Origin of the sequence: Roseovarius azorensis, from assembly GCF_900109455.1 — a bacterium.
GTDB classification, from domain to species: domain Bacteria; phylum Pseudomonadota; class Alphaproteobacteria; order Rhodobacterales; family Rhodobacteraceae; genus Roseovarius; species Roseovarius azorensis.
The window spans coordinates 34,318-46,932 of sequence record NZ_FOAG01000006.1; the positions used below are offsets into that span (position 1 = coordinate 34,318).

Here is a 12,615-nt window from a genome sequence, read left to right on the forward strand (position 1 = left end):
TCCTCAGGAGAACACGATGCGAGCCCTACAGATAGCCGCAACCGGGATGGCCGCCCAGCAGATGCGAGTCGAGACGATCTCGAACAATCTCGCGAACATGTCGACCACGGGCTACAACGCCCGGCGCGCCGAGTTTGCAGATCTGCACTATCAGCAACTGACCCGGGCGGGGACAATCAATGCCGCTGATGGCACGGTATTGCCGACCGGGGTGCAGCTTGGCCTCGGGGTGCGCCCCGCGGCGATCTCGGTGCATCTGGCGCAAGGATCGCTGACGGAGACCAACGGCGATCTCGACATCGCCATCGAGGGAAACGGCTATTTCGAGGTGACCCTGCCCTCTGGCCAGTCCGCATATACCCGCGACGGTGCGCTCAAGCGCTCTGCCGAAGGGCTGATCGTGACGTCGGACGGTTTTCCGGTCGCGCCCGAGATCACCATTCCCGAGGATGCCCGGAGCCTGAGCATCAACGCAGACGGCGAGATCTTTGCGTTCTTCCGGGAAACCGCCGAGGCGCAATCCATCGGCCAGCTGAACCTCGCCGGTTTTGCCAATCCAAAGGGATTGGAGGCCGTCGGCAGCAATCTCTTCATGGAGACAGAGGCGTCAGGTCCGGCCAATGTCACCACGGCGGGTCAGGACGGACTCGGGACGCTGCGGCAGGGTTATCTGGAAAACAGTTCGGTCGATCCGGTGCGCGAGATCACTGAACTGATCGAGGCACAGCGCGGTTATGAACTCAACGCCAAGGTGATCACCGCCGCTGACCAGATGCTCAGCGCCACCACGCAGGTGCGCTGATGAAATGGCTGATCCTCGCCGGGCTGATTGCCGTACCGCCGCCCGTCTGGGCTGATCGCATCGTTGCCGCCCGGACGATTCGCGCGCAAGAGATCATCGCGGCCGAGGATCTGCTGCTCGAGCCGGGAACCGGGCGGGGGAGCGTCACACTACAGGATCTGATTGGCAAGGAGGCGCTGGTCTCGCTGTATCCGGGCCGTCCGGTGCGCGCGGCGGATGTCGGTCCGCCCGCCCTGATAGACCGCAATCAGATCGTGTCGCTGATCTATCTGCGGGGCGGCCTGCGGATCATGACGGAGGGGCGCGCGCTCGCACGCGCCGGGATGGGTGAATATGTCCGGGTGATGAACCTTGCGTCGCGTGCGACCATCGTGGGCCGGGTGACGGCGGATGGTCAGGTTCTGGTTTCACAACAGGGATCGTGGTGACATGCGGTTTTCAGCGATCACGCTTGGCCTGCTGGCGCTGGTGTCAGCCTGCGGGCGTATGGATCACATTGGCAGACCTCCCGGTTTTACGCCGACGATGAATTCGACCGAACAACTGGCGATGCTCAATCCCGGTCTGCCGCTGACCGCGCAGCATGATACGCCCCTGACCCGCGCCTCGCTCTGGAGCGGTGGCAAGAAGTCTCTGCTGGGGGACCGGCGCGCGGCCAAGCGTGGCGATATCCTGACCGTGGTGATCGAAATTGACGAAGAGGCCAAGATTTCCAATTCCACGTCGCGCTCGCGCAGCGGTTCGGAAAATCTCGCGGTCCCCAACCTCCTTGGTTTGCCGCAAAGGATCAACCCCAGGCTGCCGGAAGGGGCCAGCCTGGATCGGGCCGTGGACCTGAGTTCCGACAGCCGGTCGGGGGGCGACGGATCGGTCAAACGCAGCGAAGAGCTGACCCTGCGCGTCGCCGCGACGGTGATGCAGGTGCTGCCCAACGGGGTGCTGGAAATTCAGGGTTCGCAGGAGGTGCGGGTGAATTTCGAGCTGCGCGAATTGCTGGTCAACGGTTTCGTGCGCCCCGAGGATATCTCGCGTCAGAACGAGATCACCTATGACAAGATCGCGGCGGCCCGCATTTCCTATGGTGGCCGTGGTCAGATCACGGATGTCCAGCAACCCCGGATCGGTCAGCAGGTTCTGGATGCCATGCTGCCGTTCTGACGCCATTCAAGGAGCGAGAGGACGATGATGAGAAAGCTGCTGCCGGTTCTTCTGATGCTTGCCGGAACCGCCGGGGGGGTAGGGGTCGGGTTGATGCTGAAGCCCGAGCCGATCAGACAAACCGATCCCGGTTCCGATGGCGTGGCGGAGCCGGTCGCCGTGGCGGGCGGGCAGGGGGCGCGGGGCAATGATGCCTCTGCGGAGGCTCTGGAATATGTCAGGCTCAACAATCAGTTCGTGATCCCGGTGGTCAGCCGCAACCTGGTCAGCGCGATGATCGTCATGTCGCTGACGGTCGAGATATCGCCGGGCACGTCAGAGGCGGTCTATAACCGCGAACCGAAGCTGCGCGATGCCTTTCTGCAGGTGTTGTTTGATCATGCAAACATGGGCGGGTTCGAGGGCGAGTTTACCAGTGCCGACAACATGGATGTGCTGCGCAGAGCCCTGGCGGACGTGGCTCAGAGGGTGGTTGGCAGAACGGCCCGCGGTGTTCTGATCACCGAGATCGCGCGACAGGATGTCTGATGCAGACGGGGGATGTCAGGGACGACCGCGCCCGGACGGCATAGGATGTCGCAATCGGGCGAGGGCCGCAATGTCATTCTCTTCCCGGACCAGGGCCTTTTCCCGGTCGTGCCGGATCTCTTCGGCATGCAGGGTCAACGCAGCCTGATGCCTTCCGAAGGCCCGGCCCAAGTGGCGTATCATCTGCCCCTTGCCGGCCAGCACCCGGGCCAGTTCGATTTGCATATCCGCCCTGTTGCGCCCAACCCAGCCCAGCCAGAGCAGATCGGCGCCAACCTCCCGTAGCCCCTGCATGTCCGAGTCGGTCAGGCGTTGACTGGCACGATAATCACTGTCGAGCCGGGCCAGTTCAGCACGCAGACGCGCCTCCTGCCGGTTCAGATCCCGCAGTTTCGTGCTCTCTTTCTGAAACAGCGCCAGGGTCAGTTTCACGAGATCGCAGGATTGGCGCTGTGTCATCCGAAATGCCTTGCCTTGCGCCGCATGGCATCCGCAAACCGGATTGCGGATGCGACGGCGCGGTACTGGGTGGCGTCAATCTCCTGACCGATGTCGGTGCTGGCATGCAGTACGCGCGCCGTTGGCGGATCCTGATGGACAGGGACGCCGTGTTCAAAGGCCAGATTGCGGATTGCGAGCGCCATCTGGTCCACGCCCTTTGCCACGCAGACCGGGGCTGATCCCGCCTTGCGGCTCCATTTCAGGGCTACCGCATAATGGGTCGGGTTCACGATCACCACATCGGCCTGTGGCACCGCGGCCATCATCTGGGTCGAGGCGATCTGCATACCGCGCTGGCGGCGCTGCTGTTTCATGTGCGGATCGCCCTCGTTCTGCTTGTGTTCGTCGCGCACTTCCTTGTGCGACATGCGCTGGCGCCGCAGGTGGTCATGGTGCTGCCACAGGAAATCAGCCGCGCCGATGATGAGGGAAACCAGCAGGACGACAAACAGGAACTCGACGATCATCTGCGCCATGAGCGCTCCGATGATATGCGGTTCTGCATGCAGCGCACCCGCCATCTCCGAGAGCCGAAAGCCGAGAAAGACACTGAGCAACAGGCAGTAAAGCAACAGCTTGACCAGGCTCTTGGCAAATTCGAACAGGCCCGAGGGCCCGTACTTGTTTCTGGCGTTCTCGATCGGGTTGATGCGCGACGCCTGGGGCTCGAGCTTGCTCGGGGCGACGACAAAACTGCGTTGCGCGATCACCGACAGGAGAGCCCCCACCGCCGGAATCAGAAACCACGCGACCAGCCCCAGCGTCACCGCACCCAGAAGCCCGCCAAGCGCCGGGCCGGCGGCCGCACCGTCAAACACCAGATCGGCCAGGCGCTCCGGTTGATCGATCAGCGCCATCAGGGCCGTGCTGACCCTCTCGATGGATGCGCCGCCAGCAGCAAGCGCAGCGAGCAGCAATCCCGCGTGGGAGCCGGTCGTGTTGAGATCGGCAGAGCGCGCAAGTTCGCCCTTTCTGCGTGCCTCCTCGAGCTTGTGCTGAGTCGGTTCGTGGGATTTCTCGCCGTTTTCATCCGGGTCTGCCATCACCGTGTCCCGAGCGGGTTGACGATGAAGGCCTGAAGCGCCTCGACCCAGATCGCGATCATCGTCGGTGCCAGCAACATCAGCAGGAAAAGGGCCGCGCCGGTAATGACGGGGGCGCCGACAAAGACGACCATGAGTTGCGGCATGGCGCGATTTATGATCCCGAGCGTCAGATTGTAGAGCACCGAAACGATGACAAAGGGCGCGGCCAGCGTAAAGGCGAGGCCAAAGGCATGCGCCACGCGCCCGATACCCCATTGCGCCAGAATCCCGGCGTCTGGCATGCGGGCGACGGGCAGGATCCGATAGCTCAGCACGGTCATTTCGGCAAGGCGAACATGCAGGTCCAGCATCATGGCAAGCGCCAGCGCGCCGGTAACCAGAACAAAACCCATGGCGGGCAGGGGCGTTGCGCCGGTATTTCCGAGAATCTGCGACAGAGAGGTGGACTGCGCGGCGATCGAACCGGCGGTTTGCAGCGCCAGCAAAAAGAGGCGGATGCCGATGCCGAGGAATGTGCCCAGGGTGGTCTCTGCCAGAACGAACCGGGTAAGGTGGGTTGTCTCATGCGAGGCGGCAGGAATCTCGGGCGCAATCGCTGGTGCAACGACCGTCGTCATTGCCAGAGCCAGAGCCAGCTTGATGCGCACCGGCACGGATTGTTCGCCAAAGCCAGGGAACAGCGCGATGATCGGACCAACGCGCAGAAAGACGATGAAATGCAGCCAGATGATATCCTGCGAGAGACGCAGCGCCTCATCCAGCCCGGTCATGTCGCCACGATCCCGACCAGCGATGGTCTGGCGTCGATGCCGATTTCCTCAAACGACAGCACCGGTGCGGTGATGTTCTTGGCCAGAAGGGCCGTGCGCAGGAATCTGCGCCGCAGCGTCGAGGTGATGATTACCGGTGCGATGCCCTGTTCGCTGGCGCGCCGGATCTGTTCGGCCACGGCTCCGGTGAGCGTATTGAACAGGTCGGGTGGCAGGGCCACGTTGATGCGGCCCCGGTCGCCGTCGATCTGATGGGCTGAGAACGTCTCTTCCCAGTCCGGGGCAAGCTGGATGAGCGGCAGCGTGCCATCCTGGCGCTGCAGAGCGGCAACCAGCTGAAACCCGAGGCGCTGACGGACATGTTCACAGATCATTTCCGGATGGCTGTGACTCTGGCGGCCTTCGGCGGTGGCCTCCAGGATCAGGGGAAGATTTCGGATCGAGACCTGCTCGGCGAGCAGGAGGCGCAGGATGGCGTGCAAAAGATCAGGCGGCACGCGATCCGGGATCATTTCGTCGAGCAGCTTGCGGTTCGCCTCGGCCCTGGTCCTGTCGGACAGATTCACCATCTCGTCGAGCAGGCGCCGCATGGCCTTCATCGTCAGAAGGCGGCTGAGATTACGGCGGATCATTTCCAGCAGATGTGTGGCGAGCACCTCTGTCGGTGCAACGAGGGTGGTTCCGGCCAACGCAGCCTGCTCCTGTTCGGCGGCGGGTATCCAGCGTGCCGGCGTGCCGTATACCGGCTCCTTGACGTTCTCGCCGGCGGGCAGGGTCGGATGATGATCCGGATCAAGCGCCAGAACACGATCCGGGCGCAGGATTGCGCGCGCCTGCTCTACCCCCTGAATTCTTATCATATAGGCACCGGGGGCCATGCCGGGATCGTCCGTCAGGCGAATTTCGGGCAGGATGAGGCCGAAATTCGTGGCCACATAGCGGCGCATATTGGCGATCCGCGCGTCCAGACCGATGCCGGGATCAAGGACCATGTTCACAAGATCGGGGGCGAATTCGACATGTATGTCATCCAGTTCGAGTATGTCGCCAAGCGATTTCTCGGGCTTTGCCTGCGGGTGATCCTCGGAGGTTACCGGATCCGTGGCGGATTTTTTCCCGGAACTCAGCCATGCAATTCCGCCAAGGGCCAGACCACCAAGGATAAAGGGCAGGAACGGCAGACCGGGCACCAGCGCGAACAGCGCCATCAACACCGCAACGGTGAGCAGCGCCGCCGGATGCCGCCCCAGCTGTGTCGAGATCGCCAGATCGGTCGCCCCCTGCGCGCCGCCCCGCGCCAGCAGCAAGGCGGAGGCGATCGAGATGATCACGGCCGGAATCTGAGTGACAAGACCGTCTCCGACAGTGAGAATCGCATATGTCTCAAACGCCTTGCCAAGCGGCATGTCATGGGCGACCACGCCCATGATCAGCCCCATCACCAGATTGAGAAGAGTGATCAGCAGCCCGGCAATCGCATCGCCCTTGACGAATTTCGAGGCGCCGTCGAGCGAGCCGAAGAATGTGGTTTCCTGCTGTTCGCGTTCTCGGCGTTCTCTGGCCTCCTGATGGTTGATGGCTCCGGCGGACATGTCGCTGTCGATGGCCAGCTGTTTGCCGGGCATGCCATCGAGGGCAAAGCGCGCGCCGACCTCGGCCATGCGCGCCGCGCCTTTGGTGATCACCATGAAATTGACGATCAGGAGAACCCCGAACACGACCAGCCCCAGAAACACGCTGCCGCCCATGATGAAATTGGCAAAGCCCTCGATCACCTCGCCAGCGGCATCGGTTCCGGTATGGCCCTGTCCGATGATCAGCTTGGTTGATGAGATGTTGAGCGACAGCCTGAGCATGAGGGCGGCCAGCAGGATTGTCGGAAAAGCCGAGAAATCCAGCGGCCGCTCGATGAAGAGGGTGATCGTGAAGATCAGAATGGCCAGCGCGAACGATGCCGCGAGGCCCACATCGAGAACCCAGGGCGGTACTGGCAGGATCATCATGACGATGATCGCCATCAGTGCCAGCGCAAGCAGGACGGTGGGCTGATAGAGGTGGCTGATCGACAGGGATTTCATGTTTCAGGATCCGTCCGCGCCCGACCTCTGCGCAATCAGAGGGCCGCGCGATGCAATGCCGAGCGGTACCAGCGATCCTGTTGTGCGGGGGGGCGCACCCGGCAACAGCAGCGGAAAATTGTTCTCTGCGTGGCGCCGCGGTGTCTCTGTCAGACGCGGTGCAGGCAATGGCCCGGTTTCGGGCAGTTCGTGCAGGGTCTGGCGGATCCGGTCAAAACGGGCGCGGTATTTCCGGGCATAGTGCGGCGTGCGCGAATGATAGGCCCCGGCGGCTGCGGACCAGTCACCGCTTTCCGCATAGAGCCCGGCAAGGAACTTTGCCGCGTAGAGGGCGTTTTCGGTGGGATCAAACATGTGGTCGATCGACCGAAAGGCATCGCCGTGCCATTTGTAATTGACCTGAAAACACCCCACGTCAAAGCTGCGCGCCCCGCGTTGAAATTCGGTGTGAACAAAGGCGCGCGCGGCATCCCTGTTGTCGAACCAGTGGCCCTTGCCCTCCATGTTCACTGTCCATGGCCATGGTTCCAGCCTGCCGCCCTCTGTGCGGCCGGTTTCGACGCGAGTGATCGAAAGCAGGACCGACAGGGGAACATCTGTCAGCGCGGCGGCGTGCCGGGCCGCGATGTCGCAGGCGGGTTCGGGCGCGGCGGCAGCGTGCAACGGCCAGACAGAGGCGGCAGAGATCACGATCAGCGCGCGCGCGCCGATCCCGCCGATTGCGGTGCGTGCCCGCCCGCTGCGCTGCATCGGGGTTCGAAACCGTCTGGCGAGGTAACCGGACAGATCCCGTGCTGAATTGATCAGTGTCATCCGCGGCAAGACTGTCTCCTGTCTTTCACGACCTTCTGTCGTGGCAATCCGATGCTTAGGGAGGCTAGGTTTAGATTCGGTAAGCGTGAGGCCGGAATTCTAGCTTTCCGGCATCTGCGGCACCGGTTTTGCCTCGAGCAGCCGGCCCAGCGTCTTGCGGGTCTGTGCGCTTTGCTCCAGCAGGGTCCGGTTGCGGGCAAGAACACCGCCTTCGGGTGGGTAGGGTGGGTCGTCACGTGGATGTAACAGATCCGCCATTTCCTGCATCACCGGATCCTCCGCGTCGCGCAGGCGGGTCCAGTCTCCGGCCAGCCAGGCGGAGTCGGCAGCCTTGTCCGGCTGATCGCTGGCCATGAAATAGTCAATGGCAGTTCCATGCTCACCCGCAAGATCACGGGCCCTGGCACGCAAGGCGTCGACATCCGCGCCCTCGACATTCAGCAATTCGACCTCCGCCTGCCGCGGACGGTTCTGTGCAAGGGCGATATTCGCCCTCAGCAACCGCTGCGCGTGCCCGTCCGGTCCCGGTTCCGGTGCGCTGACATAGGTTTCGGCGGCGCGTGTGAATCCGGCTTCCAGTAACCTCTGGCTGACGGCAAGCGCCAGATCAGGCGCAAGCGTTTGCGGCGCTCCGCCCCGGTTGGCAAGCGTGTAGCGCAGGAAATCCAGATCGTTCGCTCCGGCGGTCAGATATCCGACCAGAATGTTCTGAAGCCCGGACTGGTCCTGCGCGGTGAGGTCCGGCCGCATCCGGTCGAACTCGGAAAACGCCTGCCCGAATGCCCCCGACGCGGCGAGGGCGGAAACATAGGCGCGAGCCATGCGCTGCCCGAAAGCGGTAGATCGGTATTCATGGGCATAGGCCCCGGCAAGCTGTGCGTGGTCAAAGGAAATCGGCTTGTCTTCTGCAAGCCGCTGTTCAATGAGTTGCAGCAATGCCTCGGCGGACGGGCTGGCATTGCTGTCGATGACCGCTTCAAGGCCGGCCTCCGCAGTCCCGGTCAGCCCCTTGCTCTGCGCCAGCTCCGCCTCTGCAAGGGCGGTTTCCGGTCGGCTCTCGTCGGTGCTCCGGTCTATCATGCGCAATATCCCGTCCGCCGTCTGCATGTGACCCGCCGCATTCAGTTTGCGGGCCAGAACAGGCCCCAGCTGTTGCCGCAGATGGTCCGGCAGGGCGGCAAAGCCGCGTTGCACGGCCTTGTGATCAAAGGTGAGATCCTCGGGCAGCGGGTCATGTGCCAGCAGACTCCACAAGGCGACCGGTGCGTCGCAACCGACCTGACCAAAGAGGATCGATCCGTCCGGAGCCTCGCCAGTATCAAGGATCATGGCCAGATCTGTTAGCAGGCTCATTTCCCGATCATGCCGGTCGATCAGGCTCAGAACCTGCCGGGCCTCGAGGCCGAGGCCGAAATAGATGTAAAGTCTGGCAAGTTGGAATGCGGTGTCCTGCATGACGTGGTCGAATTCACCGAACAGACGGCGATTGAGGGGGCCGGCCTGCTGATAGAACGGCGCCTGGCTTCCCCAGGCCGGAACATTGACCCATGCGACCGGCAGGCAGGCGTGGTGATCGCTCTGACCAAGAAGGGCTGCGGCCCGGGCCTTGAGATCAGAATCGAGACCTGTCTGCACCCGGATGTTCGGTCGCCCTCTCGCAACCGGCGTGTTCGACTGTCCGGTCGATGCGGTCGCATCGTCTTGTGCGGCGGTCATCGGGCCGGGATGCAAAGGGCCGTGCGGCGTGTCCGCCAGCGCGTGCAGCGGCCTGGCCGATGACAGAAGCCCCTGAGTCACCGCGCGGTCAAGCTCCCTGACCAGCGCCGCCCGCATGTCTGCCAGATCGAAAGCAGGCAAGGCGTTCGCCCTGAACGGATCGCTGCGTCGTGGTGTCGCGGCAAAGCGATCCCGGTCCGGCTGCAATGTCTGGTCAAGCCGGTCTGAAAGCAGGACCGCCGCCCGGGAAAGCGGCTCGGACCCGAACCCGGGCCCTGGCATGTCGGGGGCCTGCGGTCGCGGTTGAAGTATCGCGGCGACCTCCGCTATTGACAGATCGGCGCTGGCGGAAATGTCGACCACCAGCATGCTGCGATCATGCCAGAAGGTCAGCAGACCACAGTCGCAGGCAAAGCTGAGATCGAGCCGTGATTGCCCGGTGGGCGCCACGATATCCGCAAGGCGCGCGCGGGTGATGCGGTCAAAGACCCGGCTCGTATCAAACACCAGCCCGGGGCGTGCGAACACTAGGGATGCACCCCCTTCGCGGGTTTCCGTCTGCCATTCGATCCGCGCGGGCAGGGTCATCACAAGCCGGGTAAAGCCCTCGTGATCCCCGGAGCGTATCTGAACGGTCTGCGCGATGCCGGTCTGGCCGAGCAGACAGAACAGAAGGGCAAGAAGCAGTCGTGCGATCATGCGACATCCCGCCTGACATTTCTCAGAGCCTGTTCGAGATCATTGAAACTCGGGCGGTTGTGAAGCGGTGTGTTCTGACGTCCGACCTCGATGCAGATATTGGCGGCATGGTTGTGAAGATTGGCCACCAGCACCTCACGGATCAGCTTGTAGAAATGCGCGTCTTGCTCGACAACATCCTTGACTTTGGCGGCGAAGGGACCGACGAAACCATAGGACAGGAACACGCCCAGAAATGTCCCGACCAGGGCCCCGCCGATCATCTTGCCAAGGATCTCGGGCGGCTGATCAATCGAGGCCATGGTCTTGATCACCCCGAGGACGGCCGCGACGATACCGAGTGCAGGCAGCCCGTCAGCCATGGTTTGCAGGGCGTGACTCGAATGAAGGGCGTGATGCTGGCTGGCCTCCATCCGTTTCTCCAGCACTTCCTCGACCTGATGGGGATCGACATAGTTCATCGAGGCCGAACGCAACGTGTCGCCGATCAGGGCGATCGCCTCCGTGTCGTCCAGAATTCGCGGGTATTTTCGGAATATCGACGACTCGCCAGGGGTCTCTATATGCTCTTCGATGGCGACCGGATTCTGGCGGGCGAGGCGGATCAGTTCGAACAGCAGGCACAGCAGATCGCGATAGTCGTCAGGTTTCCATCGCGGCCCTTTGAAAACCTTTCCGATATCGGTCAGCGTACGCCTGATCGCGGATCCGTCATTGCTGATCAGAAACGCCCCGATCGCCGCACCGCCGATCATCATCAGCTCAAATGGCAATGCCTTGAGAATGATCCCGATCTTGCCCCCGGCCGCCAGATAACCGCCGAAAACCATGACAAAAATGACCGCAATGCCAATGAGTCCGAACATCGTCTTCTCCGCCCGAGGATACCCACCGCACTCTGTCAGCGGCGAGTTAAGGAATACTGACTGCGCGCCGGTTACTCGACAGGAACTTGCGCATTCCGCCCGGCAAGCATCACGCTGAACGTATGCGCCGCCTGCGGGGTGAGATTGGCCATGATTTCCGCTGCGGATTCGGGGCGCATGCGCCCCAGGAACCCGGCGGCAAAGCCCGGATCCATTTCCTCGAAGAGCGCAGCGGCCTGTTTCGGCTTCATGTTCTCATAAACGCTGGTCAGGCGGCGCAGATCCTCCTCGGCGGCGCTGTCGGCCAGGGCGATCGTGTTGCGCAGCTCTTCCTCGGCGCTGGTCAGCGCCTCCAGTTTGCGGGTGATCTCCTGATCGGCGATGCGAAGGGCCTGCATCCTGTCGCGCAATGCGGCCTCCTGCTCCTTCAGCCGGGCGTCACGCTCGTGAAAGGCGGTCAGCATGATCTGCAGATCCTCCGGCATTTCACAGACCATCGAGGCGGCATGATCCGGCGCGGCTGCGTCGCCGTTCTCGGCGGCAAGGGCAAACGCCTGCCCGGCCCCGTCGCCGAACCGGATCAGCGCCGACGCGATCAGAAGCCCGGATATCACGAACAAGGCGCCCCTGCGGGGACCGCGCCCGTGGCCGAGAATAGCGGAGCCGAGGATCTTCATTGCGCCGTCCCTCCGGCCGGATCCGGATGCCGTCTGAAAACCGGCTCTGCCCCCGCCTCACGAGCCGGCATTGCGGGCTGTGCATTGGCGTCTGGCAGGTCGTGCATCGACGCCACCAGCAATTCCAGACGCCGGGCGACATTCTCGGCGCGGTCCGTCAGGTGATCGAGCGAGGTCGTCGATTCGCTTGCCGTTGTCTGGGCCGCACGCAGCGTTCTCGTCAGATCATCGACCTGAGCGGACAATACCGCCACCGCTCCGCCGACGCCGGTTTCCAGATCGTTGAACCGGCTCAGCCGGCGCGCCAGAATGTAACAGTAGAACCCGGCACCGATTGCCCCGGCAACGAGCAGGATATCTGCAATCATCTCCATCGGCATCTCCTTTCAGTTCAGAACGAATTCCATGACCAGCAGATCATTGACGCGGTCTTCGCCCGTCACGATCTGCACCCTGCGCAGCATCTGCGCACGCAGACGCATGAGGGCAGAGCTGTCTTCGAGATCCTCGACCCTGAGGGCGCGAAGATAGTTGTTGAGCACATCGACCACCCGCGGCGTCAGCTTCTCGACCTCTGCCTTGTGTGCGAGCTTCACTTCGAGCTCGGCGCGGAATCGCAGATGATGCGTCTGGCCACCCTGTCCGATCGAGATGACCAGGGGGTCAACCGGCACAAAGGCCAGGTCTGCCAGGTTGGCGATCATGCTTTTCTCGGCGGCGGTCGTCCCATTCGACCTGATTGCATCCTGCAGCCCGCCCAGAGGCATCAGATCTGAGAAGATGGCGTAGAATCCGCCTGCAGCCCCCAGCAGCGCCAGCACAAGCCCCAGAATCAGGGGTCGTCTCGGGGGTTTGTCCACAGGTGTTTCGGTTACTTCGGCGGTGTTTTCGGTCTCTGCCATGTTGTTTTCCCGTATCGGCGACAAAACCATTCATAGCCGTCAGGAACTAACCGATTGTT

Annotated in this window: 14 protein-coding genes; 4 read left to right on the top strand and 10 right to left on the bottom strand. The window is 62.7% G+C overall.

All coding sequences use genetic code 11. The features are described 5' to 3' along the window. Positions 1-16: 16 nt before the first annotated feature. The 4 genes from flgG to BSG08_RS10270 are packed head-to-tail and all read left to right on the top strand — an operon-like array spanning position 17 to position 2,488. The gene (flgG, locus tag BSG08_RS10255) at positions 17-802 is read left to right on the top strand and encodes a flagellar basal-body rod protein FlgG (protein ID WP_093036146.1); all 786 of its coding nucleotides are present in this window, start codon (positions 17-19) and stop codon (positions 800-802) included. After that, entirely contained in the window at positions 802-1,230 is a 429-nt protein-coding gene (gene flgA / locus BSG08_RS10260; RefSeq protein ID WP_093036150.1) for a flagellar basal body P-ring formation chaperone FlgA, read from the top strand. The genes flgG and flgA overlap by 1 nt, the downstream gene beginning before the upstream one ends. Before the next feature lies 1 nt (position 1,231). Beyond that, a complete protein-coding gene (gene flgH / locus BSG08_RS10265; protein ID WP_093036153.1) occupies positions 1,232-1,960 on the top strand; it encodes a flagellar basal body L-ring protein FlgH in 729 nt (242 codons plus the stop codon). 24 nt (positions 1,961-1,984) lie between these two features. Then, on the top strand, positions 1,985-2,488 hold the full coding sequence (locus tag BSG08_RS10270; RefSeq protein WP_093036156.1) for a flagellar basal body-associated FliL family protein: 504 nt from the start codon (positions 1,985-1,987) through the stop codon (positions 2,486-2,488). A gap of 15 nt (positions 2,489-2,503) precedes the next feature. Here BSG08_RS10270 and BSG08_RS10275 read toward each other — a convergent pair whose 3' ends face one another. From BSG08_RS10275 to BSG08_RS10320, 10 genes are all read right to left on the bottom strand, one after another. After that, positions 2,504-2,947 (bottom strand): hypothetical protein, encoded by a 444-nt coding sequence (locus BSG08_RS10275; protein ID WP_093036159.1) that lies wholly within the window; start codon positions 2,945-2,947, stop codon positions 2,504-2,506. Then, positions 2,944-4,032 carry an EscU/YscU/HrcU family type III secretion system export apparatus switch protein gene (locus tag BSG08_RS10280; protein WP_093036162.1) on the bottom strand — a complete coding sequence of 363 codons (1,089 nt, stop codon included), beginning with the start codon at positions 4,030-4,032 and terminating at the stop codon, positions 2,944-2,946. Before BSG08_RS10280 ends, BSG08_RS10275 begins: the two co-directional genes overlap by 4 nt. Then, entirely contained in the window at positions 4,032-4,805 is a 774-nt protein-coding gene (locus BSG08_RS10285; RefSeq protein ID WP_093036165.1) for a flagellar biosynthetic protein FliR, read from the bottom strand. The genes BSG08_RS10280 and BSG08_RS10285 overlap by 1 nt, the downstream gene beginning before the upstream one ends. Then, a complete protein-coding gene (gene flhA / locus BSG08_RS10290; protein WP_093036168.1) occupies positions 4,802-6,883 on the bottom strand; it encodes a flagellar biosynthesis protein FlhA in 2,082 nt (693 codons plus the stop codon). The genes BSG08_RS10285 and flhA overlap by 4 nt, the downstream gene beginning before the upstream one ends. Positions 6,884-6,886: 3 nt before the next feature. Beyond that, the gene (locus tag BSG08_RS10295; protein ID WP_093036171.1) at positions 6,887-7,696 is read right to left on the bottom strand and encodes a transglycosylase SLT domain-containing protein; all 810 of its coding nucleotides are present in this window, start codon (positions 7,694-7,696) and stop codon (positions 6,887-6,889) included. Positions 7,697-7,795: 99 nt separating this feature from the next. Then, positions 7,796-10,111 carry a hypothetical protein gene (locus BSG08_RS10300; RefSeq protein ID WP_093036174.1) on the bottom strand — a complete coding sequence of 772 codons (2,316 nt, stop codon included), beginning with the start codon at positions 10,109-10,111 and terminating at the stop codon, positions 7,796-7,798. Then, positions 10,108-10,977 carry a flagellar motor stator protein MotA gene (gene motA, locus BSG08_RS10305; RefSeq protein ID WP_093036177.1) on the bottom strand — a complete coding sequence of 290 codons (870 nt, stop codon included), beginning with the start codon at positions 10,975-10,977 and terminating at the stop codon, positions 10,108-10,110. The genes BSG08_RS10300 and motA overlap by 4 nt, the downstream gene beginning before the upstream one ends. 71 nt (positions 10,978-11,048) lie before the next feature. Beyond that, positions 11,049-11,654: a MotE family protein gene (locus tag BSG08_RS10310; RefSeq protein ID WP_093036180.1), complete on the bottom strand. Its 606-nt coding sequence runs from the start codon at positions 11,652-11,654 to the stop codon at positions 11,049-11,051. Next, positions 11,651-12,028, bottom strand: a complete 378-nt coding sequence (locus BSG08_RS10315) for a hypothetical protein (protein WP_093036183.1) — start codon at positions 12,026-12,028, stop codon at positions 11,651-11,653. The genes BSG08_RS10310 and BSG08_RS10315 overlap by 4 nt, the downstream gene beginning before the upstream one ends. Positions 12,029-12,040: 12 nt before the next feature. Then, entirely contained in the window at positions 12,041-12,556 is a 516-nt protein-coding gene (locus BSG08_RS10320; RefSeq protein ID WP_093036186.1) for a flagellar basal body-associated FliL family protein, read from the bottom strand. Positions 12,557-12,615 lie beyond the last annotated feature (59 nt).

Excerpts from the sequence above, each read along its gene's own strand:
- flgG (WP_093036146.1), top strand. The coding sequence starts at position 17 with ATGCGAGCCCTACAGATAGCCGCAACCGGGATGGCCGCCCAGCAGATG.
- flgA (WP_093036150.1), top strand. The coding sequence starts at position 802 with ATGAAATGGCTGATCCTCGCCGGGCTGATTGCCGTACCGCCGCCCGTC.
- flgH (WP_093036153.1), top strand. The coding sequence starts at position 1,232 with ATGCGGTTTTCAGCGATCACGCTTGGCCTGCTGGCGCTGGTGTCAGCC.
- BSG08_RS10270 (WP_093036156.1), top strand. The coding sequence starts at position 1,985 with ATGATGAGAAAGCTGCTGCCGGTTCTTCTGATGCTTGCCGGAACCGCC.
- BSG08_RS10275 (WP_093036159.1), bottom strand. The coding sequence starts at position 2,947 with ATGACACAGCGCCAATCCTGCGATCTCGTGAAACTGACCCTGGCGCTG.
- BSG08_RS10280 (WP_093036162.1), bottom strand. The coding sequence starts at position 4,032 with ATGGCAGACCCGGATGAAAACGGCGAGAAATCCCACGAACCGACTCAG.
- BSG08_RS10285 (WP_093036165.1), bottom strand. The coding sequence starts at position 4,805 with ATGACCGGGCTGGATGAGGCGCTGCGTCTCTCGCAGGATATCATCTGG.
- flhA (WP_093036168.1), bottom strand. The coding sequence starts at position 6,883 with ATGAAATCCCTGTCGATCAGCCACCTCTATCAGCCCACCGTCCTGCTT.
- BSG08_RS10295 (WP_093036171.1), bottom strand. The coding sequence starts at position 7,696 with ATGACACTGATCAATTCAGCACGGGATCTGTCCGGTTACCTCGCCAGA.
- BSG08_RS10300 (WP_093036174.1), bottom strand. The coding sequence starts at position 10,111 with ATGATCGCACGACTGCTTCTTGCCCTTCTGTTCTGTCTGCTCGGCCAG.
- motA (WP_093036177.1), bottom strand. The coding sequence starts at position 10,977 with ATGTTCGGACTCATTGGCATTGCGGTCATTTTTGTCATGGTTTTCGGC.
- BSG08_RS10310 (WP_093036180.1), bottom strand. The coding sequence starts at position 11,654 with ATGAAGATCCTCGGCTCCGCTATTCTCGGCCACGGGCGCGGTCCCCGC.
- BSG08_RS10315 (WP_093036183.1), bottom strand. The coding sequence starts at position 12,028 with ATGGAGATGATTGCAGATATCCTGCTCGTTGCCGGGGCAATCGGTGCC.
- BSG08_RS10320 (WP_093036186.1), bottom strand. The coding sequence starts at position 12,556 with ATGGCAGAGACCGAAAACACCGCCGAAGTAACCGAAACACCTGTGGAC.